At 55.4% G+C, this 24,397-nt stretch carries 20 protein-coding genes; 11 read left to right on the top strand and 9 right to left on the bottom strand.

What is annotated here, in order from left to right; genetic code table 11:
• Positions 1-39: 39 nt before the first annotated feature.
• Entirely contained in the window at positions 40-699 is a 660-nt protein-coding gene (gene pth, locus Poly59_RS09670; protein ID WP_146533856.1) for an aminoacyl-tRNA hydrolase, read from the bottom strand.
• A gap of 12 nt (positions 700-711) precedes the next feature.
• Complete coding sequence (locus Poly59_RS09665; protein ID WP_146533855.1) at positions 712-1,332, bottom strand: 50S ribosomal protein L25; 621 nt, start codon at positions 1,330-1,332, stop codon at positions 712-714.
• Between the two features lie 304 nt (positions 1,333-1,636).
• Between Poly59_RS09665 and dapA the strand changes: the two genes are divergently transcribed.
• A complete protein-coding gene (gene dapA, locus Poly59_RS09660; protein ID WP_146533854.1) occupies positions 1,637-2,569 on the top strand; it encodes a 4-hydroxy-tetrahydrodipicolinate synthase in 933 nt (310 codons plus the stop codon).
• Between the two features lie 143 nt (positions 2,570-2,712).
• On the opposite strand, the gene Poly59_RS09655 is transcribed toward dapA, so the two are convergent.
• Entirely contained in the window at positions 2,713-3,183 is a 471-nt protein-coding gene (locus tag Poly59_RS09655; protein ID WP_246151522.1) for a hypothetical protein, read from the bottom strand.
• 304 nt (positions 3,184-3,487) lie between these two features.
• Between Poly59_RS09655 and Poly59_RS09650 the strand changes: the two genes are divergently transcribed.
• The 3 genes from Poly59_RS09650 to Poly59_RS09640 are packed head-to-tail and all read left to right on the top strand — an operon-like array spanning position 3,488 to position 6,544.
• Positions 3,488-3,880, top strand: a complete 393-nt coding sequence (locus tag Poly59_RS09650; RefSeq protein WP_146533853.1) for a GntR family transcriptional regulator — start codon at positions 3,488-3,490, stop codon at positions 3,878-3,880.
• Positions 3,877-4,851 carry an ABC transporter ATP-binding protein gene (locus Poly59_RS09645; RefSeq protein WP_146533852.1) on the top strand — a complete coding sequence of 325 codons (975 nt, stop codon included), beginning with the start codon at positions 3,877-3,879 and terminating at the stop codon, positions 4,849-4,851. Before Poly59_RS09650 ends, Poly59_RS09645 begins: the two co-directional genes overlap by 4 nt.
• Positions 4,844-6,544, top strand: a complete 1,701-nt coding sequence (locus Poly59_RS09640; RefSeq protein WP_146533851.1) for a hypothetical protein — start codon at positions 4,844-4,846, stop codon at positions 6,542-6,544. Before Poly59_RS09645 ends, Poly59_RS09640 begins: the two co-directional genes overlap by 8 nt.
• On the opposite strand, the gene Poly59_RS09635 is transcribed toward Poly59_RS09640, so the two are convergent.
• Together Poly59_RS09635 and Poly59_RS09630 are read right to left on the bottom strand one after the other, a co-directional pair.
• Positions 6,528-7,862 (bottom strand): NTP/NDP exchange transporter, encoded by a 1,335-nt coding sequence (locus tag Poly59_RS09635; protein WP_146533850.1) that lies wholly within the window; start codon positions 7,860-7,862, stop codon positions 6,528-6,530. The genes Poly59_RS09640 and Poly59_RS09635 overlap by 17 nt on opposite strands.
• Before the next feature lie 84 nt (positions 7,863-7,946).
• On the bottom strand, positions 7,947-9,437 hold the full coding sequence (locus Poly59_RS09630; protein ID WP_186776125.1) for a sensor histidine kinase: 1,491 nt from the start codon (positions 9,435-9,437) through the stop codon (positions 7,947-7,949).
• 360 nt (positions 9,438-9,797) lie between these two features.
• On the opposite strand from Poly59_RS09630, the gene Poly59_RS09625 reads away from it, so the two are divergent.
• The 4 genes from Poly59_RS09625 to Poly59_RS09610 all read left to right on the top strand — a co-directional run bounded on the left by Poly59_RS09625 (position 9,798) and on the right by Poly59_RS09610 (position 14,619).
• A complete protein-coding gene (locus Poly59_RS09625) occupies positions 9,798-10,832 on the top strand; it encodes a sugar-binding protein (protein WP_146533848.1) in 1,035 nt (344 codons plus the stop codon).
• A 5-nt stretch (positions 10,833-10,837) separates the two neighbouring features.
• A complete protein-coding gene (locus Poly59_RS09620) occupies positions 10,838-12,340 on the top strand; it encodes a sugar ABC transporter ATP-binding protein (RefSeq protein WP_146533847.1) in 1,503 nt (500 codons plus the stop codon).
• Entirely contained in the window at positions 12,341-13,312 is a 972-nt protein-coding gene (locus Poly59_RS09615) for an ABC transporter permease (protein WP_146533846.1), read from the top strand.
• Between the two features lie 62 nt (positions 13,313-13,374).
• Entirely contained in the window at positions 13,375-14,619 is a 1,245-nt protein-coding gene (locus Poly59_RS09610) for a DEAD/DEAH box helicase (RefSeq protein WP_146533845.1), read from the top strand.
• Between the two features lie 15 nt (positions 14,620-14,634).
• Here the strand turns inward: Poly59_RS09610 and Poly59_RS09605 are convergent, their stop codons facing one another.
• Positions 14,635-15,372: an ABC transporter ATP-binding protein gene (locus tag Poly59_RS09605; protein WP_146533844.1), complete on the bottom strand. Its 738-nt coding sequence runs from the start codon at positions 15,370-15,372 to the stop codon at positions 14,635-14,637.
• Between the two features lie 116 nt (positions 15,373-15,488).
• Positions 15,489-17,078: an ABC transporter permease gene (locus Poly59_RS09600; protein ID WP_146533843.1), complete on the bottom strand. Its 1,590-nt coding sequence runs from the start codon at positions 17,076-17,078 to the stop codon at positions 15,489-15,491.
• A 457-nt stretch (positions 17,079-17,535) separates the two neighbouring features.
• Here Poly59_RS09600 and Poly59_RS09595 point away from each other — a divergent pair, with 457 nt between their 5' ends.
• On the top strand, positions 17,536-18,369 hold the full coding sequence (locus tag Poly59_RS09595; protein ID WP_146533842.1) for an N-acyl amino acid synthase FeeM domain-containing protein: 834 nt from the start codon (positions 17,536-17,538) through the stop codon (positions 18,367-18,369).
• Positions 18,370-18,444: 75 nt separating this feature from the next.
• Here the strand turns inward: Poly59_RS09595 and Poly59_RS09590 are convergent, their stop codons facing one another.
• A complete protein-coding gene (locus tag Poly59_RS09590) occupies positions 18,445-18,756 on the bottom strand; it encodes a hypothetical protein (protein ID WP_146533841.1) in 312 nt (103 codons plus the stop codon).
• Between the two features lie 293 nt (positions 18,757-19,049).
• Positions 19,050-20,141 (bottom strand): hypothetical protein, encoded by a 1,092-nt coding sequence (locus Poly59_RS09585; RefSeq protein WP_146533840.1) that lies wholly within the window; start codon positions 20,139-20,141, stop codon positions 19,050-19,052.
• A gap of 698 nt (positions 20,142-20,839) precedes the next feature.
• On the opposite strand from Poly59_RS09585, the gene Poly59_RS09580 reads away from it, so the two are divergent.
• Entirely contained in the window at positions 20,840-21,823 is a 984-nt protein-coding gene (locus tag Poly59_RS09580) for an exosortase/archaeosortase family protein (RefSeq protein WP_246151521.1), read from the top strand.
• Positions 21,824-21,929: 106 nt separating this feature from the next.
• Entirely contained in the window at positions 21,930-24,356 is a 2,427-nt protein-coding gene (locus Poly59_RS09575; RefSeq protein WP_246151520.1) for a polysaccharide biosynthesis tyrosine autokinase, read from the top strand.
• The last annotated feature ends 41 nt before the right edge of the window (positions 24,357-24,397 follow it).

Here is a 24,397-nt window from a genome sequence, read left to right as displayed (position 1 = left end):
TCTAAAACAGTTTCGGTCTTTGGTCGTTAGCTCGACGAATCAGGTCGACTCGTCGGAGGTTTCGGAATCGCTCGCGGGCGTTTTCGGCTGCCCAGCCGTTTTGGTTTGGTTCGGTCTTTTTTTCGGCTTCTTCTCTTCGCCTGCATTGTGCCGGTTCATCGCCGCCGCAACGCCTTCGGTCGCCCAGCAGATTGCCGCTTTCGCGGCCGCTGTTGTGGCAACTTCCATCGTTTCTCGTTCGGTGCTTGAAAATTTCCCAAGCACATAATCGGTAACCTCCCATCCTTCGGGAGGACGGCCGATTCCAATCTTCAGTCTCGCAAATGAATCCGTTTGCAGGTGCCGAATGGTGTCAGAAAGCCCTTTTTGACCTCCTGCCGAGCCTGAGGCTCGCAACCGCACTTTTCCGCTCGCTAGATTCAAATCGTCGCAAACCACCAGTACGTCTTCGGCGTCGATCTTGTAAAAGTCGACAGCTCGCCGGACACTCTGGCCGCTCGCATTCATGTAAGTCTGTGGCCACAGCAGTGCAACCTTCTTGCCGCTGGTGACCGCCTCGGCGAGTAAACCGTCAAACTTTGTCTTCGAAGGGCTTGCCGAAATCAAGGAGGCAATCTTTTCGACGGCGACAAACCCAATGTTATGTCGCGTCTGATCGTACTTGTTTCCGGGATTTCCTAGCCCAACGATAAGCTTCACGGGATCGTTGCTCTACTCTTCTGTCTTTTCACCGCCCTTGGCGATCACTTCGGGCTCAACTTCTTGAGCGGCACCATCGTCGTCCGCGGACGATGTGCGAGGCTCTTCGACGTGGCAAACGACAGTGTCAGCAGGGGTGATTAGCTCAATGCCTTCGCCCAATTCCAGGTCACCAGCAGTCATGTTGGCGCCAAGGCCTAGCTCGGTGACATTCAAGCTGATGCTTTCCGGGATTTGGCCGGCAGGGCAGCGAATTTCCACTTCGTGAAAGTTTTCCAGCAGCATTCCGCCTTCGCGAACACCGATGGATTCACCATGCAAGTTGATTGGAACGGTGACTTCGACCAGTTCCTTTAGGTTCACTCGGATCAGGTCCAAGTGCAGAACGTCAATACCAAACGGGTCCCAATGGACATCGCTAACCAAGGCGGTTTCTTTGCAATCGCCGCTTAGTTCCACCATTTTGCCGTGGTGTCGCAGTACGGATCGGACTTGGGCTTCAGGAATGGCCAAGTGCTTGTTTGCCTCGCCGTGTCCATAAAGAACAGCGGGAACCATGCCCGTCATGCGTAGACGCCGCGTGGCTGCCGAACCGACTTCTGTGCGAGTTTCGACTTGAAATACGTCCGCCATCGATGCGTTACCTTAAACTGACAATGTTGATCGGGAGTCTTGTTTCGTTACTGCGTGGTCTTTGCCGTCAGGCGAGACAACCATGTCAGCATCACTTGCCGGCACAATTTACCATTTGGCGCAGGAGATGCAGCCAGGTGTTTTCACGCGAAGCGGGTAAGTATGGCGTAAGAAGCCGCTCACGCAAGCCCAAAGAGGCCGCGGAATTTCTCGTTTTCCCCTGGTTTCGGTCCTTTAGCGAAAACCCGCAGTGCTGGTACACTTCGGCCCGAGTCATTCACGTCCATTTGAAGCGAGATTTTTCATGACCCAGGGTCATCCACCGCGCAGTAATTCCCCGCGTAAGGGGTCTGAGTTCGCAGGTTTGTCGGTTGCGATCATTACGCCTTTCACCGATGGTGAAGTCGATTACGCCCGACTGAGAGAACAAATCGAATTCCAGGTCGATGCGGGAACCACATGCATTGTGCCAGCTGGAACGACCGGCGAATCGCCGACTTTGTCGCACGATGAGCACGAACGCGTCATTACCGAAGTGATCCAGTGCGTCGCCGGGCGTGCCAAAGTGATGGCCGGCACTGGCAGCAACAGTACCGCCGAAGCCTTGCGATTGACTCGCCGGGCCGCGAAAGAAGGTGCTGATGCGACGCTGCAGGTCGCACCGTACTACAACAAACCTTCCCAAGAAGGCTTTTACCAACACTTCAAAGCGATTGCTGAAGATGCTGGGATCCCCGTTTGCGTTTACAACATTCCCGGTCGAACGGGAAAGGAGATAGACGTCGAAACGATACAGCGGCTCTCGGGGCTAGCTGGAATTACGATGGTCAAGGAAGCCACCGGCAAACTAGATCAATGCTCGGCGATCCTAGGAACCACCGATTTGACTGTGTTGTCTGGCGACGACTCGCTGACTTTGCCGATGATGAGTGTCGGCGCCGAAGGCGTGATCTCGGTCGTCGGCAACTTGGCGCCGGGGCCAATGATCGAAATGGTGAATGCCGCCGCTGCTGGTGATTTCGCAACGGCGAGGCAACTTCACCACCGAATGTTTGCTCTGTGCAGCAACATGCTGGGAATCGCAAGCAACCCGATCCCGCTCAAGGCAGCGATGCAAATGGTCGGCCGCGACAGTGGTGATCTGCGTCTGCCGATGACACCGCTGAATGAAGACGAGGCTCAGCGACTGCGAGAAACGCTTTTCGCATTCGGATTGCAAGAGTCCGCCTCGGTTTGACCTCGCGCGGGTCCGTTCAACGTTGATTCGAAAGAAGTGCAAGCAAGTGGATCACTTGCTTGTGCTTCGTGCTGCTAAATCGACGAGTGTTCGACGAGCGGTCGACGAGTGTTCGGTGTAGTGACGAATCGCTGGACGATACGTCAGTTGGGGCGAGATTGCTTCAAGAAGTCTTGCACCGTTTCGGTGCGCTGTTCTTCGACAGGTGCCGGCATGAACAGCGATCGAAAGAATCCCGGCTTCGCTTCTTCGCTGGTCGATTCCGTTCGCGACGAAGCGGGCAGGAAGTTGACCGGATTGAGCTTTTGAGGGTTGAAGACCTCTTTGGTCTTGGCCCAGCTGTTAGAAGCTGATTTTTTGACTTCACTGAATAGCCCGTCCTTCTTTTCAACGATCCGGGCTTTCTCGTCTTGGCCGGGAAGCATGCCCTTGAAGTCTGGCATCTTCCAGTTCGCAGGGTTCAGGTTGCTGAACATGCCCGCGGTGGGCGATGCCGGTTCGGCGCCGAATTCAGGAACCATGTCTTGGGCATTGGCCGAAATCGAGAGTCCGATGATGGCGGCCACGGCAAGCATGGATCGAAGTGTCGTTATTGGCAGTATTCGTTGAGTCATTGTTTTCGTTGCTCCTGCGATTCATCCAGGCTTTGTACGGAATCACTTCGCTGGAAGTCGATGCGTTCAAAGCCCCTGGGCATGCGCGTCAAATTTCGCATGACCGTTTGGGTTGTTGCTTCAGTGGGCTATCGCAAGATCGCCCCCCCTTTCGCAAGTGCATTTGGTCGAAAAACAGATTTCTTTCAGTTGCACGCGTGAAACCGGCATTTGGGGGCCGGCTTCACGTTGCCGCGGTTTCACGCTTTTTGCTTGACAGGCAAAACCGACTGTTGTATCACTGAGTTAACACAACAGGTCAATCATGCGTATCCATCTTTCTTCCGACGGCGTTCCGATCTACCAGCAGATCGTCGATCAAATTCGAAACCGCATCGTGACAGGCGGTTTGGATTCGGGCGACGAGTTGCCTGCGATTCGCGCGCTTGCAGAAACCTTGCAGGTCAATCCAAACACGGTTGCCCGAGCCTATCGCGAACTGGAAGTCGAGGGGCTGGTTGAGAAACGCCGTACCACGGGGACCTTTGTCGCCGAACTGCACGAGCGGCGCAGCATCGCCGAGCGGCGCCGAATGCTGGAAAAGCACCTCGACAATTTGATCATCCAATCTCGCCACCTCGGCTTTTCGCTCGACGACGTGGTCGAGCTGTTGCGCAAACGTGACTCCCAGATTACTCGCGATGGAGAACGGTCATGAATGATCCTGCAAGTTCGCCCACCCACAACTCCTTGGGTTCTGAGTCGGTCGGCGCGGATGCATCTTACGCCGTGGAAGTCGAAGGGCTAAGCCGTTCGTTTCGCGGAAAAGTCGCGCTCGAAAACGTCAGTCTGGCCGTTCCCAGCGGCACCGTTTTTGGCCTCGTGGGGCTCAACGGTGCTGGCAAGACGACATTGATTCGGCACCTGATCGGATCGCTTGCCGCTAAGCAGGGGCGGGTTCGTGTGCTTGGCGAGGATCCTGTGGCGGATCCCGAAGGCGTACTGAAACGAGTTGGGTATTTGACCGAAGAAGACTCGCTGCCGAAATGGATTCGAGTGGGTGAGCTGATCGATTTCACTCGCGCGATTTACCCCACTTGGGATCAGGCGTACGCGACAGAACTTTGCGATCTGTTCTCGCTTTCGCGATCAACGAAGCTCAGTGCGTTGTCCAAGGGCGGGCGAGCGCGAGCCGGTCTGTTGGTCGCGATCGCACACCGACCACAGTTGTTGATTTTGGACGAGCCGTCCAGCGGGCTCGATCCGATCGCACGTCGCGACATTTTGGAAGCGATCATTCGCACGGTCAATGATGATGGCCGCACGGTGCTGTTTTCGAGCCACTTGCTCGAAGAAGTGGATCGCGTTTGCGACCATGTCGCGCTGATGCATGACGGCCAAATCATTGAAACGACCACGTCGAACCAATTGTCGTCGGAATACATCGAAATCGTTTGCCGATTCGAAAGGTCGGTGTCCGCACCGCCGTCGATCAGCGGTGTGTTTGGCTGGCAAGCCAGCGGCGGCGAATGGTCGGCCGCTGCGAAGCTTGACCAGTTTGACCGAAATGCTTTTTTGTCCGCGCACGAGTTGATCGAGACGCGGCCCCTGTCGCTGGAACGCTGGTTTTCGGCTCGCGTGCGGCCAGTGGCTGTTGCTGCGATAGAAGGAGAGCCAACTAATGTCTGAGATACTTGCCCTGACTCGGTTGGCTGTTTCGCGAAGTCGCAAGCCAGCGATATTCTTGATTGCCGTTGTCGTGATCGGAACGGCGATTGGAATGGTGCTGGAATGGACGATGCGAGAACGAGGTGCGTCCAGGCCTGATTTACCTTGGCTGGGGACTCTGATGGTATGGAGTTTCTTGCCGGCCGGGTTTGCTAGTTTTGTGCTGTTCGATTTCAGCAGTGGCAACAGTATCGGTTCGGCCGAAAGCAATTGTGACCGTTGGATTTTGCGAAGTCCGATTCGATCATGGAAGATTGCGATTGTGCCGCTCGCTTTGAAAACGGCTTGGATTGGCGCGTTGTGGTTGATCTTTTCAACGTTCCTTCGCTATGCGACTTCCGAACCTATCCCGCGAGTGATTCCTTGTATCGCATTTTCTTCGATCGCGATTTGGGGAATGGCGATCGCTTGGCGGCCGATGCAGTGGGCCTGGCTTAGGTTGGCTACGCTGCCGGTTGTCGCAGTGATCACGCTAAGCGTTTTCGTTTTGTTCATGAACCAACGCAATATTCACATCCCGTTCTTTCGCTGGGCGGCGTTCTGGTTCAGCCACTTATTTTTGGTCGCTAACTACGCCGTTGCGACTTATGGATCCGTCCGAGCGATCGAGCGAGCACGCACAGCACCCGACGGCCTGGTTCCGTCGCTGGCCAATTCGTCGCGCATCGGTTTGGCTCCCCAGTGGATGCAGTCCGTCGATCGCCACCGCGAGTTTGCGACGCCTCTTAAAGCGCTGGCTTGGTACGAGTTTGCCAGCACCCGGGAATGGATGCTTCGCATGCTGACGTGGGTGGTGGTACCGTCGATCTTGTTGTTGACGTTGGTGTTCCCGCTGCATCCCGTCACGTTGACGATGGCAGTGATTGGGTTCGCTAGTTTAGCGGCCGTGTCGGGTAACGGCGCCAACATGATGGAGAAGTCAAATTCGTCGCTGCTGGCACCCTTCTTGGTGCGTTCGCCGTTCACGGATGCTCAAATCGTGTGGACTCGGCTAGCCGTTTCCATGGGGATCATGGTGCTTGTCTATTCGGGCATTCTGATTGTGTTTGCTGGCTGGTCGCTGTGGCCGTCGAATCGCGAAAGTTGGATGCAGTGGGCCGTTACTCAGGCGGCGTGGTTGGGAGTTCCCGATCATTCTTTCGCAATCGGAGTTCAGCTTTCGATCCTGATCATCGTGTCGGTAACAACCGTGATTTTTGGTTGGACGATAGGGATGTATTGGACTGCGGCGGCAGGCCGTGATTGGATTGCCATTGCCGTGGTCGCGGGCGTCAGCATCTTTGTTCTCGGCCTCGTCGGTTGGTTTGCCATGTGGTTCACCCGGCAAACGGACTGGGAGTCCGCGATGGCCTCGCTGCGAGAAATCTGTCTCTGGACGACGCCGGTGATCGTGACGTTGTTGATCGCCAAAGCGGTCTTGGCGGTTTCGGTCGCGGCGGCGTTGCTGAAATCCAGATTGGCTGGTCTTGGCGCGATCGCGATCGTATCGACTGCGTGGTTGATTCCAGTCGCCATCATCGCAGCCATCTTGGCCAAGTGTGAACCGTTTGCCCCGATCGAAATCTGGCACTGTGTTGCGTTTGCGGTCTTGGCGATACCGCTTGGCGGAGTCTTGGGGTTGCCGATCGCAATGAGTTTCAATCGGCATCGGTAGAAAACGTTCGCAACGTTGTCTGTTTTTCAAGGGGCTGTTCTTCGGCACGACGTTTTTGCTGTCCGCCGAGTCGCCAAGCAACGGCGGCCCAGATTCCAACGATTGGCAGCACAGCCAAATTTAGCGTTGTGAACGTCAATCCGAGTGATCGCAGTGACCCGAATACTTGTCCAGAGATCGCATCGCCACCTCTCAGAACCACCGTGTCGATGAAGCTCTTTGACTTGTACTTTTCTTCGCGGCTAACCACCGTAAACAGGACCTCGCGAGCAGGGACGGTGATGCCGTATCCCGTCGCTCGCGTCGCGATCATCGTGACCATCAACGTGGCAAGGGTTGGGCTAAACGCGAGCGATGCAAATCCAAGTCCATAAACCAGCGGCAAGATCACAAGCGTCACAGCAACGCCGAATCGTCGCAGAATCACGCTCGACAACAGAGCCTGGACAAGCAGCGTCAAGACTTGTGCACCGAGGTCCAAGTTGGCGAACAGCACTGTTCGTTGTTGCTTGGATTCGATGGTGGCGTTGACGATTTCAGCTTGCTCAAAATAGAGTTGTGTACCACAGGCTTGGACGAAAAAAAGAAACACACAGATCGTTGCCAGATACGGTGATCGAAAGATCAAGGTGATCCCGCTAAGCAGTCCGCCGCCGGTCGGTTTGTCCTGTTTTTCGGCTTGGTGTCCTTGCCGCGATTCTGCGGCGGATCGCTTTTCCAGTCGCCACGCACACCATAGTCCGGCTTCGATCATCACGATTGGAATCAGCAGTAGCCAGCTTGTTGAAAGGACTCCGGCGAGTTTGCTCGTTACGATCGATCCGGTAATTGCACCTGCCGTTCCTCCGGCGGCAACAAGGCCGAACAAACGCTTGCCTTGATCGCTGGTAAAAAGGTCCGCCAATACGCTCCAGAACACGCTGGTTGCAAACAGGGCAAACACGTTCACCCAAACGAAAAAGACCCTCGCCGTCCAGACTTGAACGAGTTCGTTTTCGACTCGCATCAACAAGAAAAAAGCCAGCAAGCAGGCTGCGAAGAAGTGGTAAACGACTCGCACCAGCCAGCGGCGAGGCAAGGCGGCAACCAATGCGGAATAAACCGGAACTGCCACAAGCATGATGGCGAACGTGGCCGCCATCAGGCCTTGCAGTTCTCGTGTCCCGCCGATGCTGCCCATCGTTTCGCGCACCGGGCGAACGATCAAGTAGCCCAACAAAATAAAGAAGAACCAAGCGGTCGCCCAAGCGACGGCGGCAAATTCGCCGGGGCGAACTCGGTCAGTGAAGCGGGCGGCAATGGATTTTGGTGGGACCATGCCGGATCATAGCGAATCGATGCCCTCAACGGGTTCGTCGTAATTCGTCGTTGAAATTTACTGCTGGCTGCTAATCGCTGACTGCTAGTTCAACGGTCGCAGGTTTCGTGCTTGTTGACGCAGTCGCGACGTTTGCCCCCGCATTTGGTTGCTTAGTCGTCTCAGTTCAGCATCAAGTCGGGCCGCAGCGGCGTCGGAGTGGACTAGTGGCGACGATCCCAATCGGACTTCGTTATGGTCGGTCACCGTGGATGACTTGGACGCGGCTAGCGATTCGCGGACCATCAGGTCGCTGAGTCTCGATTCGGTTCGACGCTCATCGACAGGGATCATTTGCGGCGGGGTCCACGCCATGCGAACACCACCGATCTGATTCGTCGCTGCATCGTTGATCATCGCAATTCGATTGTCCACGCCGTGGGCGTCGACGTCGAAGACCCAAACCCAACGACGCGTGTCGGTTCGATAGGCAAGTTCGAACAATTGCATTTGGGTTTGCAGCAATCGATCGAACGCATCTGCGTTCTCGCGAGAAACAGCAGCTCCCAAGGTTACCACGCCAGCGGCGATTCGATCCTCGCAACGAGGTTTTGCGGTTTCGCTGGTGATTTCAATCGCGATCGACGGAGGGTCCAGGCGAACTCGTTTTTCAGTGGCCGCCAACGTTCTTGCGGTTGCGGATGTCTGCGGCAGGCGTCTGTGGCCCGGTTTTTGTAGCGGCCCTCTTTCGGCAACCCTTGCGGCCACTCGCCAGCGAGACCATGCGCCAGCGACCGAACGCGGTCCCATCGCGGGTGTCGAGAAGCTGACTTCGGTCCCCTCACCCAATCGCGAACGAATGTGCAACGATGAAAAATGGACCGCCGAGAGTTGGCGGCAAATCGATAGTCCAAGTCCTTCGCCACCATCGAAGGAAACTTGTCGATCAGCGATTCGGTAGATGTCCCGCTCGCTGATTCCTGAGCCTTGATCGATGACTGACCACTGAATCATTTCATCGGATTCAGTTCGCATCAAGCGAATCAAAACGGAGCTGCCTTCGCGGCTTGCGCGGATCGCATTGGTCGCCAAGTTAACGACAAGGCGGCGCATCATGGCTTCGTCGGCAAAGATCGCTGCGTCGTCATTGTCGGCGGAATCCCACAACACATCGATCCCACGAGGCACTGCCCATGATCGGATCGCATCGTCAACTTGCCGCCGAATGTTGGCGACCGGAGTCCAACCACGCAGCGCGCGTGGTGCGCCCGTTCGGAGTCGTTCCAGTTGAACCATTTCCCCGACCATCTGATCGATGCAGTTGCATTGGTCGATCGCCGCCGAAAGGTAGCTGCGTTGGTCTTCGTTGATCGAACCTAGATCTCCGTTATGGATCAATTGGATCGATTCGCGGACCGATGTCAGCGGCGAACGCAGGTCGTGTGCTGTCTCACTGATTACTCTCGCGGCCGCATCGGTAGCCGAAACATTGGTCAGCGCTGATGCAGTCGACGACGGTCCAGCAACTGAACCGATCGGTCGTCGGAACGCACGATGGGTGGTTAAGTGTGAAGGTGTTGGATGAGAGGTTTTCAACGGTGGATCTCCTGCGATGCAAGCTTTGACGAATATCGTCCTTGGTCTCTGACTCGTCAAATGCGCGACCGTAACCACACCAAAAGCCGCCCTGTTAGTCGCGGTGACGTCGAATCGACGTTATCGGTGCCAGATAGTCCGGTCGTATGGCCAGCGGTCACTTGGCTTAGAGAGATCCTTCAAGAGAGATCCTTCATTTGGCTTTGCTGGTTGTCGGGAACGCCGATTCGGCGTCGCTGTCTGGCTAAACGGCAAACTCGTCCCAATTGGTCTGTCCGCAAAGCTTGCGACTTCAACCTTCGCCGCCTAAACTCTTCTGTCTCACGTAAATCCGGGCAGAACCCCTTACTGACACTGATAATGAAACGATCATCGCTCTTAGTCCTGTTTGCCTTCGTTGGATCGGTGTTGATGACGGTCGGCTGCGGATCATCAAAACAGTCCAAGTCATCATCCGCCCAGACGCGTCCCTCGGTCGCGTATGTCACCAACGGCGTCGCTGCGTTTTGGGTCATCGCTAAGTCAGGAGTGAACCAAGCCGGCGAAGATTTTGATGCGGATGTCTCGGTGTTGATGCCGAGTGACATCAGCGACCAAAAACGTATGATCGAGGACTTGATCACCAAGGGCACGGACGGCTTTGCGGTCAGCCCGATCGATCCGGACAACCAAAACGAACTGCTTAACAAAGCCGCCAAGTTCGCTCACGTGATTACTCATGACGGTGACGCGCCCAATTCGGACCGCGAGTGCTACATCGGCATGGACAATTATCTTGCTGGTCGTATGTGTGGCGAGCTGGTTGCCCAAGCTTTGCCCGAAGGTGGGAAAATTGCTTTGTTCATCGGCCGTGTTGAACAAGACAACGCACGACGCCGTCGTCAAGGTTTGATCGACGAACTGCTGGGACGCAGCGAGGACTCGTCACGGTTCGATCCGCCGGATGCCGAAATCAAAGAGGGCAAATGGCATATCGTTGGAACTTACACCGACCAGTTCGATCGCGTGAAAGGAAAAGCCAACGCTGAGGACGCGATGTCACGGCACAGTGACCTTGCCGGGATGGTCGGTCTGTTCGAATACAATCCGCCGCTGATGTTGGAAGCGATCTCGCAAGCTGGCAAGTTGGGCAAAATTCAAGTGATCGGATTTGACGAGGCCGACGAGACGCTTCAAGGCATCGTCGACGGACACGTCTACGGCACGATTGTGCAAAACCCGTATGAGTACGGATATCAGTCGGTTCGCGTACTGGCAGGCTTGTCACGTGGCCAAACGTTGGCCGAACTAGAAATACCCGAAAGCGGATTCTTAAACATCCCCGCGACTCAAATTCGCCGCGACAACGTCGACGAATTTTGGACAAAAAAGAAACAGATTTTGGGTGAGAAGTGAAGTCGGTGTCAGGCTCATCTGCTCCCCTTCTTGAGGTTCGTGGAATTGGCAAACGTTTCACTGGTGTGCGGGCGCTGTCAAACGTTTCCCTTGATTTTATTGCCGGTGAAGTTCACGCCGTGATCGGTGAAAACGGTGCCGGCAAGAGCACGATGATGAAAATTTTGGCGGGCGTTCAGCCGCCCGACGATGGCGAAATCTTGATGGACGGCAAGCCTGTCACCATCAATGATGTCGAAAAGGCGCTCGATCTTGGCATCGCGCTGATCCACCAAGAACTGAACCTTGCGGACAACTTGAACGTTGGTGCAAATATCTTTTTGGGTCGCGAGCCGACTCGAATGGGCTTGATCGACTTTCGTAAAATCGAATCGGAATCTCGAAAGTATTTGGCGATGGTGGGGCTCGACCTTGATCCCAATACCGTTGTCGAAACGCTCACGATTGGCGTGCAGCAGTTGGTCGAAATCGCCAAGGCGTTGTCTGTCAACGCGCGTGTGTTGATCATGGACGAACCGACCAGCAGTTTGTCCCAGCACGAAGTCGACGCGTTGTTCAGGGTGATCGAAAATCTGCGGTCCCAGGGCGTCACGGTGATTTACATTTCGCACCGATTGCGAGAAATCGAGCGATTGGCAGATCGAGTCAGTGTGCTGCGCGACGGCGAAAACGCGGGCTTTCTTGCTCGCGATGAAATCTCGCATGATGCGATGGTCACCCGGATGGTAGGACGTGACATCTCGCAATTTTATGCGAGGACGACGCATCCGATCGGTGATCCGGTCTTGTCGGTCACGGATCTGCAAACACGTATGTGGCCAGGCCACGCGGCAACGTTCGAAGTCCGCTCGGGTGAAATCGTTGGTGTTGCGGGGTTGGTAGGCGCGGGACGCACCGAAGTGCTGCGAGCGATTTTTGGCGTCGACGCGCCGGTCACGGGTGCCGTTCACGTCAACGGTGAACTGATTCGTTCTCAGAATTGCCGGTCAGCCATCGCAGCGGGCATGGCGCTGGTACCCGAAGATCGGAAGAAGGAAGGCTTGATTTTGGAGTCGGGTGTTCGATTGAACATCGGATTGCCGGGCTTGGAACGTCACAAGAATGCCTTTGGATTCTTGAATCGACAGCAGGAAAGAATTGATTCGGATCGAATGACTTCCGAAATGAACATTAAGGTCTCCGACGACAACCAAGCGGTAGAGTGTTTGTCTGGCGGCAATCAACAAAAGGTTGTTATCGGCAAGTGGTTGGCGATGGATCCAAAAGTTCTGTTGATGGACGAACCGACTCGCGGTGTTGACATCGGTGCCAAGCAAGAGATTTATCGATTGATGGAAGAGTTAGCCTGTCGTGGTGTGGCGGTGTTGTTTGTGTCTAGCGAGATGGAAGAAGTGATTTCGATGTCGGACCGGATGCTGGTGATGCACGAAGGCCGAATTGCTGGCGAACTGAGTCGTGCCCAGTTCGACGAAGAAACGATCATGCAGTTGGCCACAGGCGGCAATTAGATGAAGAAAATACTTGGCATTCTTGGTTTGCTCGTTTTCATCTGTGTCATGACGGCGCTGATGAGCGATCGCTTTTTGACTCAGTACAACATCGAAAACCTGCTGCGGCGCAGCGCCTTGTTTGGGATCCTTTCCATCGGCGCGGCGTTTGTGATCATCACCGGCGGCATCGATCTGTCGATCGGATCCGTGGTTTGTTTGGTGGGGTGTTTGTTGCCGTGGATGATGGTCGACCAAGGTCTGTCTGTTCCGGCGGCGCTAGCGATCGTGGCGGCAATGTCGTTGGGTATCGGCGTGACGCATGGGCTGTTGATCACGAAGATGAGACTGCAGCCGTTCGTGGTCACACTGTGCGGCTTGCTGTTCTATCGCGGGTTGACCCGAGGGATTGTCCAGGACCAAACCCAAGGGTTTCAGGGCGAGTTTAAAACGCTGCGAGCGGTCTCTCAGGGACAGATTTCGCTGCCGGGCACCGATTTTGGTCTGCCGATGCCCTGTCTGATTCTGTTCGTAGTTGCGGTGGCTGCCATCGTGTTTTTGAACTTGACCGTTTACGGACGGTACATGCTTGCGCTGGGGCGAAACGAGACGGCAACACGACTGAGCGGCGTTAACACGGACCGAATGATCATCTTGGCCTATGTGATTTGTGGCTGTTTGAGCGGTTTGGGGGGGATGTTGTTCGTGCTGGATGTTGGCAGTGCGCTGCCCGTTGATTTTGGAAATTTCTATGAGCTTTACGCGATTGCCGGGGCGGTTCTGGGGGGCTGCAGTCTGCGCGGTGGTCAGGGCACGATCATTGGGGTTGTGATCGGTTCGGCCGTGATGCAGGTGTTAAAAAACACCATCACGTTGGTCGACTGGATACCTACGAATATCGAGTTCGCAGTTATTGGTGCGGTTATCTTGGGTGGGGTGATCGCTGACGAGGGGGTCAAACGATACGCTGCCCGGCGACGATCGGCCAAGTAAAACAGGGCGGCTGGCCGATCCACCGCGTAGTCCATTTGGCTCGTTCGCGTTACACTTGCGGGATGAATCAATCGCAAACGTCCAAAGACGCATCCTTCGATGACCTCGATCTCTCGCCCGTGATGCGTCGGGCGTTGAAAAAAGCGGGGTTTGAAACTCCGTCGCCAATCCAGTCGGCCTTGATCCCGTTGGCTCTTGATGGCCTCGATGTGATCGGTCAGGCGCGAACCGGAACGGGGAAAACTGCCGCCTTTTCGATTCCGATTCTCGAGCAACTTGATCCGCTGGAGGAATGTCGTGATCCGCAGGTGATCATTGTCGTCCCGACTCGTGAATTAGCCGACCAGGTGGGGCGTGAAGCTCAGCGACTCGCTTGGGGCGAGCCGACTGAGATTGCAGTGCTGGCGGGCGGAAAGAACATTACCGGCCAACTGCGCCAACTTGAAAACGGCGTCCAAATCGTTGTCGGCACACCCGGACGGTTGCATGACCACTTGCAGCGCCGGTCACTGCGAACTGACAAAGTTTGGTGCGTTGTCTTGGACGAAGCCGACCGGATGCTGGACATCGGGTTTCGCCCCCAAATCGAACGCATTCTGCGGAAGTGCCCGCGCGAGCGTCAAACACTGTTGCTGTCCGCCACCTTGCCACCTACCGTTCGACGCCTCGCCGAATCGTACATGGTGGACCCCGAGGTGATCGATTGCTGCAAAGACGAAATGTCCGTCGAAACGATCGAGCAGCGTTATTTCACTGTCGCACAGAACAAGAAGGGCGAGTTGCTCGAACGGTTGCTCCAGCGCGAGAAGCCAGAACAGGCAATCGTTTTTTGTCGCACCAAACGCGGAACCGATCGGTTGTATCGACAATTGGCTCGTTCGTTCGACAATTGTGGGGCCATGCACGGGGACATGCAGCAGCGCGAACGCGATCGAGTGTTGCAGAGCCTGCGTGACCGCAAGTTAAAAGTTTTGGTCGCCACCGACGTGGTTGGCCGCGGCATCGATATCAGTACCATTTCGCACATCATCAACTATGACGTGCCGCAAGACTGTGATGACTATGTTCACCGCGTGGGACGAACGGGACGAATGGGCCGCGACGGGGTGGCTTACACGTTTGTGGTGCCTGGCGAAGGCGACGTGCTGACCAGCATCGAACAACGAATCAACAAAGAACTTAAACGCGATACGATGGACGGGTTTGCAACCGTCGAGATGCCAGTCGAAGTAGTTGCGAAAGTGGAAGAAAAACCACTCCGCAAAGTGCTCAACCCGATGCACCGGAAAGTCACGCGGCGACGCTAAAGCGGGCGTTGGCCGCTAGGCGGCTACCAGTGGCCGCTCGAAGTTAAAATTTGCTGCTGATTCCAGCATGCCGTCCTGCATTCGATGACAAATGTCGGCGCCGGCGGCGATCGAGTCATCGTGCGTGATCATCACGATGGTCAAATTGTCGTCTTGGTTCAACTGAGCCAACAGCTTCAATATCTCTTGCCCCGTTTCGGTATCCAGGTTGCCTGTCGGTTCGTCCGCAAGCAATAGCTTCGGGTCCGTCATCAACGCTCTGGCGATGGCGGTACGCTGCATTTCACCCCCGCTCATTTCACACGGTTTATGCTTGGCGCGGTGGAGCAGGCCAACGCGGTCTAGCATTGCTTCGGCCCGCAACCGGACTTCTTTACGATGCGTGAAGTAGTTCCAGACACTGCGGCTGATCATGGTCGGGGCGAGTACGTTTTCGAGCGCCGATAGCTCGGGCAGCAAGTGATAGAACTGAAAGATGATGCCGATGTCGTGGTTGCGGTACGCGTCTCGACGAGATCGTGTTGCGTTGTCAATTCGTTCGCCACAGAAATGCACTTCGCCTGCGTCGGGGCGATCGAGCGTCGCCAACAAGTGCATCAGCGTGCTCTTACCGCTGCCACTTCGTCCGACAAGCGCCGTCACCAGCCCCGCAGTCATGTCCACATCGACGCCACGTAGCACGGGGACTTCGATTTTGTCCTTGTGATAGGACTTGTAGATACCGCGAGCGGACAAAACGGTGGGCTGTGTCATAAGAGTGTTCGTCGGCAAGGGAGAGTTGGCATGCCAGGGATGTCCTGGCAAGGTCAAGGCACGCGATATCCAAAAGCCCGGACAAGTCCCGGCCCACTGTTATTTTGAATCGCAAATTACTCGAATCGCAAAGCGCGAACCGGGTGCATGCGAGCGGCTCGCAGGGCTGGCAGCACGCTGGCCATCGCCGCGATCCCGACCGCACCCAACATCACCCACACCAATGTGAACGGATGGATGATCGTGGGAATTTCAGTGAAGTAATACACCGTTGGATCAAAGACTTCTTGTCCGGTGATTTTTTCGATCACCCCGGCAACCGAATTGATGTGACGTACGAACAGCAGTCCACCGACCAAGCCGGTCCCGCTGCCCAGGAAGCCGAGTAGCAGTCCGTAGCTCAGGAAGATGCTCATCACACCGCCGCCGGAGGCACCGAGTGCTTTGAGTGTTCCGATGTCACGAGTCTTTTCGACCACGATCATGAAGAACGTCGCCAGGATTCCGAAGCCGGCCACCGCGATGATCAGGAACAATAAAATGTTCAGGATCGTTGTTTCCAAACGCACTGCGGCCAGCAGTGGTCCCTGCATGTCACGCCAAGTTTGGATGTCGTAGGCGAAGATCGTTGGCGGGAAGCGACGGCGAAGCGCGTCGCGGACTTCGTTAAGATCAGCGCCTTCGATCAATTTCAATTGAATCGTTGTGACACTGCGAACACCCGATTCAGGATTGATCATGCCGCGGAAATCTTGCAGTTGATCAAGTCGGCAAAACGCAAACGTGCTGTCGTATTCACTCATGCCCGATTCGTACATGTCGACGACGGTGAACTTTTGATTGACGACTTTTGTGTTGTCAGCCGCATTGGGGAACATCATCCGCACATCGTCGCCGGGGCGACAGTAGAAGCGGTCGGCGACGTTGTTCTCTTCGTCGCGGTATCGAACGCTACAAGTTGAAATACCCAGGATCAAGCCTGGGTACTGGTCGACCATAGGATCGAATTCGGTAGCAACTTCTTCGCCATTGGGTGAGGTCAGGAATTCGCCGGGCGCGGCGAATCCCATAGAGGGGCCTGTGCTTGCAGTATTGGCGGCGACGGTGTCAGTCGTGGTACCGTCAGTCGCAGCAGCGTCGGTTTCGATTGGCCCCTGCATGGCGTTGAATCGTTTTCGTTCAATTTCAAGTGCTTTTTCGTACTGGGCTCGAGCTTGGCGATAATTCCAGCCCGAGGGAGGGAAGCTGTCGCGATCGGGCGCGTAACCCTCGGCTCGCAAATCGAAACTGGCGTGAGTCTTATTTTCAGGGTGCAGCAGATAGCGACCGAAATGACTGACGGTGTCATAAGTGTCGGCTTCGACGCCAACCAAGTTGACATGGCGAGTGACCAGTTGCCCGTTGAAGTCGATTCCCAGCATTGCAGGGACGTGAACGCTGACCGACGAGCCGGCGATCTGGTCGCCGCAGACGTCCATGATTTCGGCCATTCGAGCGTCTGGATCAGGCATGCCGCCGCTGGTGTGACATTCGATCAGAATGTCGGATGCTAGTCCGTGAAGCCGGTCATGCATTTCGGCTGAGAAACCAGCCATAACGCTGTTCACGACGATCAATGTCGCCACACCCAATGTCACGCTGATGATCGAAGCCAGCGCGATGTAGCGGGTGCGTAAGTAGCGAAAACAAAGTAGCCAGCGATACATATGCCGTTCCTTCGGCGGAAATCAATCACCGTCGTCGTTTGACGGCACGCGGCCGAGTCTACGGAAAAAACGCCGCCAAGGTAAAGCTTGGTTTTTGAGTGTCGAATCTCCCTTCGATCGCATCACGCGGAGTGTCCCGGTCGGTAGAGCGAGCCGAGAAGTCACGCGGCTAACGTTTTCATTGAACCAGCGGTGTTGCTCCCTTCTTTTTGCGGGTCGGGTTTCCTCGGAAGGAGTGTCTTTCGACAGCCCGCAGCTCTTCGCTGGCCGTCACAAACGGCGCAAACGGCAAACCTGCAACGGTTGACAAGCTTTCACATGTCGGCCGGCTTCCGCGGCGTCAAGCTAGCAATTCGTGACATAGGTTTTTGGTGTTCGTCTGGGAAACAACTCAGCGTCAAGGCAGCCAACTTCGGCTGACGGGGACGGCTGAAGCCTTATCAAAAACCGAGCCCCGATGTCTTTGCAAACCCCGATTCCGCAAACGCCTGCACCGGCTCTGCCGGCCGGTGTGTCGAATCCGGCCCTTGGCCTTAAGAAGCGAAGTACACTGACTTCGCTCTTAGAGTTCGGAATCATTCACGAGCAAAGTGATTTGGAGGCCGCCTTTGGCTTGGTTTACGAATCGTATATCCGGGCCGGTTTGACGGACGCCAACGAGACAGGAATTCGCCTGACTCCGTTTCATCTTTTACCTACGACAGAAGTGTTTTCAGCTCGCTACGAAGGCAATACGGTTTCGACCGTTTCGCTAATTGGCGACGGATACCTCGGGCTTCCGATGGAAGGAATCTATTCCAAGGAAATCAAGCAACTGCGGGACCGTGGATGCCGAATGGCCGAAATCGGCTGTCTCGCCGACCGGCGAAATTCTCCGGTTCGATTCATCGAACTGTTTGCCACGATGGGGCGAATGTTGGCTCGAGTCGCGAAAGTCCGCGGATACGACGGACTCGTCGCCGCCGTTCATCCTCGCCATGCACGACTCTATCAGCGAATTTTGCCTTTTGAGCAAATTGGCGAAGTCATCGAATGTCCGTACGCAAACGGCAACCCAGCGGTCATGGTCCAGTTGGTCTTTGACGATCATTTGGGGTCGTCGCTGTATGAGCGATTTTTCGGCGTCATGGCGAGCGGGTTCGACACGACGCTACGTCATTGGTCCAAAGAAACACGCGAATACTTCAAAGGCCATTTGCAAACCGACCAAGAGCGCAAGGACCAGCAAGTCAGTGGTCAATTGGCATTTGCCGCACTGACAGGTCAGTATGTTTCTCGCGTCGAAGTTTAGCCGGCGTCAGAGTTGCAGCTTGGCTGGAATTAGCTTCCGTCGCCGCCCGTCGGCCGCGGCAATTCGTGCTCGGGCTCAGCGAGGGATTGGCTGAGTCCAGGCGGACGTCTGCTCGGCAAAAGAATCGTTTTCGTCGGCGTGTCGACCGCCCGATCCCGCTGATAGTGCAGGAACAAAGAGGACAGGACTGCGATTCTCGCTCCGCAGTTGAAGTCGACGCTGGACTGGTCGTGTCGAGTCCGATTCGTCATCAATACCGCTCGTAATCGGGCCGTTTTCGCAAGACGATTCGATCAGTGGTGCGCGGCGAATCAACGCGGCGACCACCAAAGTGCAGACGCTGCAGATCACCAAAGCGATAGTCGTAATCGTTAGTAGAGTGGTCATGATGATTGCCCAGCTTGATTGCACGGGGGCGCATTCTGCCCCAGCTTTGAAAGTGGACGCAAAGCTGCAACCCTGCGAATGCGGAATCTCTGTAGTTGTCGCATCGGCTCAAGAATGACCAGTGAGCCATCCGAATGAGACGCATGCCGATTGGTCAGCACCGGCACAGCGGATTAATCCCTACAATCCCTAAATTCCCCCTAGGCGAGAAACTGGCTTCAGACTGGTTTCTTTTCGGCGCGCCGACGGGAAACTCGTTACCTAAGCATCGTTCGCCAAAATCGAGAGTCAAGTTAGTTGCCGGCGAGGATTGCTAATCTCAGTGCAAGGGCTGCCAGCAGAGCTGCCGAGCCAATGAAAACGGCGAAGTAGATCGCTGTTTGCAGAATTCGTTTCTTCGAAAACTTGGTGCGATCGATTGACACAAGCCGGTCCGTCACTCGCGAGGTAAGTGATTCGGGCGAGGTGACTTGCCCTCTTGGCCCTGGGAACTCGTTAAGTCCCAAATGTCGGCGGGGCTCTGCCAAATTGCTCGCAACACCCCTGTGGGGGCTTAGTTGGTGGCGGTTCGGGCTCGAATTTGGCTTTCGCAAGCCAGGCGAAATGCCGGCATCGATGCGGTTTTTCGGAATTTCGCCATCGGGGCGGGTTCGCCAAATTCGCAGGCTGCCGATTTGATAGACGCTGTCGCCCAGGCCAATTTCGCAGCAGGCCGTGTTGGACGGCGTGTGCACGTCAGGATTCAAGCTGATCATCCAAACGCGAGATTCGGTCGAAACGATAGCGTGATCGCAGCATCTCATACCCACGCCCTGCAATCGCAGAGTGCTTGGATGATCGTCGCCCAGGATCGTCACCGGCCGGCTCAGCTTTCTTTGGATTTGGTTTTCGCCCCACGCGACTGTCAATTCAACTTTGACGGCGGCGCCTTCGCCTTCCTCGTGATTTGGAAGGACGGTCGACTGTTGGGGGCCAGGGCTGATGTTGTTGGAGTGCCTATCGGAATGGTGCAGGCAGCGGATGCGGTGGCGACCGATCAGGACTTCGATCTCCGGCCGGATCACTCCCCATCGAGAGAAAGCGAGCGCGCACAGCGGCCAGACTTCGATATGCGATGCAAAACAGCACGCCAGGTAGGCGACTTCTGGGACTCGGCTGCCTGGAATTTGTATGTCGCAGTTTGGGTGCGACCCCATCAAAGCGAACGGCCGCGACGGTTCGAGTTCTGAGCGGTCTACCGCTGGCGAAACGGCGATTCTCCACCGCGCATGTTGCCAAAGCGCAGTTGCACTATTGGTCGGCGATTGTCCCTTGAGTGAGAGCGGCAGCAAATGACGAGCTTTACCGTTGAAGAAAACGAAATCGATGGGATCTGATAATCGCACCCACACTCTGTGTGGCAAGCCGTCAATTTTCAGCGGTCAATGTCCAGCGGTCAACGATCACCAGTTGGCGCGATCACCGTCAAGCCCGACTGGAGCATTCCTGGTCGGAACAAGCCGACGGGTTCAATCTGTTCGCGTGAGCGTGGCAGCTTACCGTTCAAATTCTATAGTCCCTCAGGTCTGTCGTGGCTTGCCGTCACGTTGGTGGTTGCGACGAGTTTCCTGCCAAGCGGCGCAGCCCTCCCTTTAAAGGTGTCGACAACGCGCCTTTAACGTCCAGCTAAGAAAACAAACGTTCTGGGGGCTTTCTCGCGAGCGTTATTGACACGGATATTGCGGGTTTCTCCTTGGTCTCGGTGGTTGTTGTCTCCTGTTGCCCTATCTTGCCCTCTTTAAACGCCACTCGTCCATTCCGGTCTCAAAGACTATCCTTCTGACCTGACGCCAACGTGGGTTGTTTTGCGATGTTCACTAACGTGTACACTGCTGCAGTCGTGGGGGATAAAGTTGGCGTTTGACATACCTCGCCGGAATCATCACGCTAACCACCGGAATAGTGAGACTAGAACTGCAATCGCGGATGGAATATCCGGTCAGCAGTCGTTGTTGATGGAACATGCGGAAGACACGAGTTTGATCCGTCAAACGGAAAGTGTGCTTCCTTACGATTTTGAATTTTCTCGGGGGGGAAAGTAGTTTTGGGAAGCACTCGACCAAGCAAACGCCGCCGTAGCAGCACACACCGAATCAATCTTCAGGAAAGTTCGTCGGCGAGTCGTCCGGCCGAAAAGCTGTTGCCGCTTGCTGCGTTTGGAACCACCGCGTCTTGGCTAGCGATCGGCGTGCCCGTTTTGCTGGTTGCGATCTATGCCTATTGGCCGACGCTGGTCTGGATGGAAGACGCTTGGCGGAACGAGCCCGACTACTCGCACGGTTATGTTGTGCCTTTCTTGGCGCTGATGCTGCTCTCACATCGCAGCGATTCGTTTCCCGGTGTCCGAGCGGGGGCGAGTTACGGCGGAGTATGGCTGGTCGCATTGGCTGTTGCCATGCGTTTTGCCAGTCGCTTGCTATACATGGATTTTTTAGATGGCTATTCGTTGTTGCCGCTGGTTGCCGGTTGTGTTTGGACGCTGCTTGGTCCGTTGGCAATGATGTGGAGTTTGCCAGCGATCGGCTTTTTGTTTTTCATGATTCCGTTGCCGTACCAAGCGGAAAGCTTGCTCAGTTGGAAGCTGCAGGGCATTTCAACTTCGCTTAGCACAACGATGCTTCGTGTGCTTGGTCAGCCTGCGGTTTCGGAAGGTCACGTGATTTGGATTGGCGATCAGCGATTGCTCGTGGAGCAGGCGTGTTCGGGGATGCGGATCTTCATTGGTGTTGCCGCGTTGGCGTATTTCTGGGCCGCAATGGTCACGCGAAGTTGGGTCGATCGGGTCGTGCTTCTGCTTGCCGTTGTGCCGCTTGCTGTGCTTGTCAATTCGCTTCGAATTACGGTTGTCGGCCTGCTGTATCAAATCGTTAGCGGTACCAATTATCGCCATGCGATCCATGACTGGTCGGGCTACTTGATGATCCCCGTAGCGTTCACTTTACTGTGGGCGATCAAGAAATATTGGGAACATTTGTACCGCCCCGTTGAACACCTGACTGCACGTGACTTCGTGCATCGGGCTACTTGATTTTGCAGGTGCTGCACCGCAGTGAATTGCAGTCGACGCGGCGATTGCATTGGTTTCCTGGCCGCATCCTTTCTTCGTACTTTTAGCCTCGACATGAGGTCCAGCTATGACAACGTCACGCAAAAAAAACGCCAAGCCAACGCACTCCAAGCCGACGCACAGCAAGTTGTCCGGTACGGTTCCTAGTGCTGCCCCGCGGTCGTCATCCAAGGCCAGGGCGCATGCACCGGTCGACTCAGAATCGAGTTCGTTTGATCCTTGGATTTTGTGGGTAACGTTCCGCCGGTGTTGGCCGTGGGCAGTTCCTGCTGGAATGGTCTTGGCCGGTGTCGCCGCGATGTTTGTGTTGCAAGGGTTTGTGCCCCGATACGAAGCGACTCACTTGTTGGTTGCAAACGACGAGTATGTCGTCTTTGACAACGTGATGAAGTACAGTAAGGACTTGGCGAGAACCGAAACGGCACTGATCTTGAATCCAATCGTGTTGGTTCCCGCTTTGGCGGACCCGAGCCTACATGACGTCCCGAGTTTGTCGAATCCGGCCACCGCCGAAGCACACTTGCGTAGCAATTTGACGATCAAGAGTGGCGGAGATCCCAAGAGTCTTGAGATTCGCTATGAAGATACGGATCCCGAGGTAGCGAAAAACGTTTGTAACGCAGTCGCCAAATCATACCTGCGGCAGCGTGATTCGTTCGATGCCGCTCGTGTGACAAATATCGAGGAATGGCTCGAGCCAGAGATTCAGCAATGGGAACAAAGAGTCGAAGAACGCCAGGCGCGGGTGCAGACGCTCAGTGAACAGACGCTTGGGTTTGCACCTGGCAAGGCTATCGAGAAAGCCGAAAACGAGTCAAATCTTGCTTTGCTGACGCAGTTGCGTTCGGAAATCGGGGATTTGAAAATTGAGTTGAGCTTGTTTGATGCTGGCCTGTATGACGGGGGCAACCTCGCAGCGTCGCCAGTTCTTGCGGCGGCTCCGATGGTCGTTCCAGAGGCGGTGGTAAAGCGTGGTAAGCCGAGCGAATCGGAAATTGCGTCGCATTTGGAAGCCGATCCGCGAGTAGCAGAGTTGGTTCAGAAAGTGAACCGGTACCGCGCCAGCGTCTTGGATATGGAAGTCAACGATATGGTGCGAGTCAATCGTGACTACTACAAGGAACTGAACAAGAACCTTGCGAGTGCGGAAAGCGAGCTGCAGTCGGAGCGACGCGAAGCTCGTGACCGTACGATTGAAAAACTCGAGCGATTCGCCGAGGACGAATACGAACGTCAAAAAGTTGCCGCGAAGCGCACAAGTGAATGGCAGCAAGAACAGTTCGCTGCTCAGGCGAAAGAATTGGCGCAGCAGTCTTCAAAAATCCAGTCAGAAGTTTCGGCTGCCGAGAAGGCGAGTCGTGAAAGGCAGCGTTTCGCAATCGTTTCGCGACTCGAGATCCTGCAGGCTCAGTATAACGAAGAGAGTGAACGCCTCGAGAAGTTTGGTGGTACGACCGCACAGCTTCAGTTTGCCCAAGACGAGCTTGCGGTTGCTTCGGGTGTTTTGAAGAAACTTCGCGATCGCGTCGCGGCAATTAAAACCGAGCGACGCCAGGATGGTGCCGTTCGCACCTTGGCGGAAGCCACGGCACCAAAGTCGCCGATTGAAACCGTGCCGTACAAGAAGCTGGCCATGGCTTCGTCGGTTGCTTTCATGGTTCCGTTCTTGATCGGGTTGATTTTCGAGTATCGCGTTCAGCGAGTCACCGACGCATCGTCGTTCACCAGGTCGGGTGACATGGTGCCAATCATGGGTGAGGTTGCTCGTCTGCCATCGGGTTCCCGGTCACAGAAGGGGCGGCGAGTCTTTGAAGAGAGTATCGATACACTTCGCGCAAACTTGTTCTTGTCGATGGACACTAGCAATGTTCGATCGATTGCGGTCGTCAGTGGAATGTCGGGTGAGGGCAAGAGTAGCGTTTCGTCGCAGCTCGCTCTTTCGATTGCAAAGGCTACAGGCGAAACCGTGTTGTTGGTTGACGGTGACTTGCGCTGTCCCGACCAGCACGAAATCTTCGGGCTTGAAATGGGTGATGGTTTTGCGGGTGTCCTGTCAGGCAAGACCACACTCATTGAAGCCGTCGATACCAGCTTGGGTGCATTGATTCATGTGTTACCCGCTGGTCGATTGACGGCCAGCCCGCACCGGTTGATGAGCCCGTCCGGTATGAAGGACTTCGTTGATCATGCTTTGTCGCATTACAGCTATGTCGTGATGGACACCGCCCCCGTTTTGTCCGCTGGCGAAACTCTTGCGGTCGCCTCAGCTGTTGATGCTTCGTTGATCTGTGTGATGCGTGACGTTAGCCGTATCGACAACGTGACTCGTACCACGCGTCGGCTCGAAGCGGCCGGCGCTAGCATCGCTGGCACGGTGTTTTCGGGTGTTTCAGCACGTCAGTACTCTTACCGATATGGCGATTATCACTATGCCCTTGGTGACGTTCCGTTTGGCGATTCATCGTCGGAATTAAGCGAGTCTAGTGTCTCGTAGAAACAAGTTTCGAACCAAGAAAACTGAGTAGCCCGACCATC

The sequence above is a fragment of the Rubripirellula reticaptiva genome (genome assembly GCF_007860175.1).
GTDB classification, from domain to species: Bacteria; Planctomycetota; Planctomycetia; order Pirellulales; family Pirellulaceae; genus Rubripirellula; species Rubripirellula reticaptiva.
Note: the sequence above shows the minus strand (reverse complement) of the source record. Positions and strands in the feature narration are given on the sequence as shown.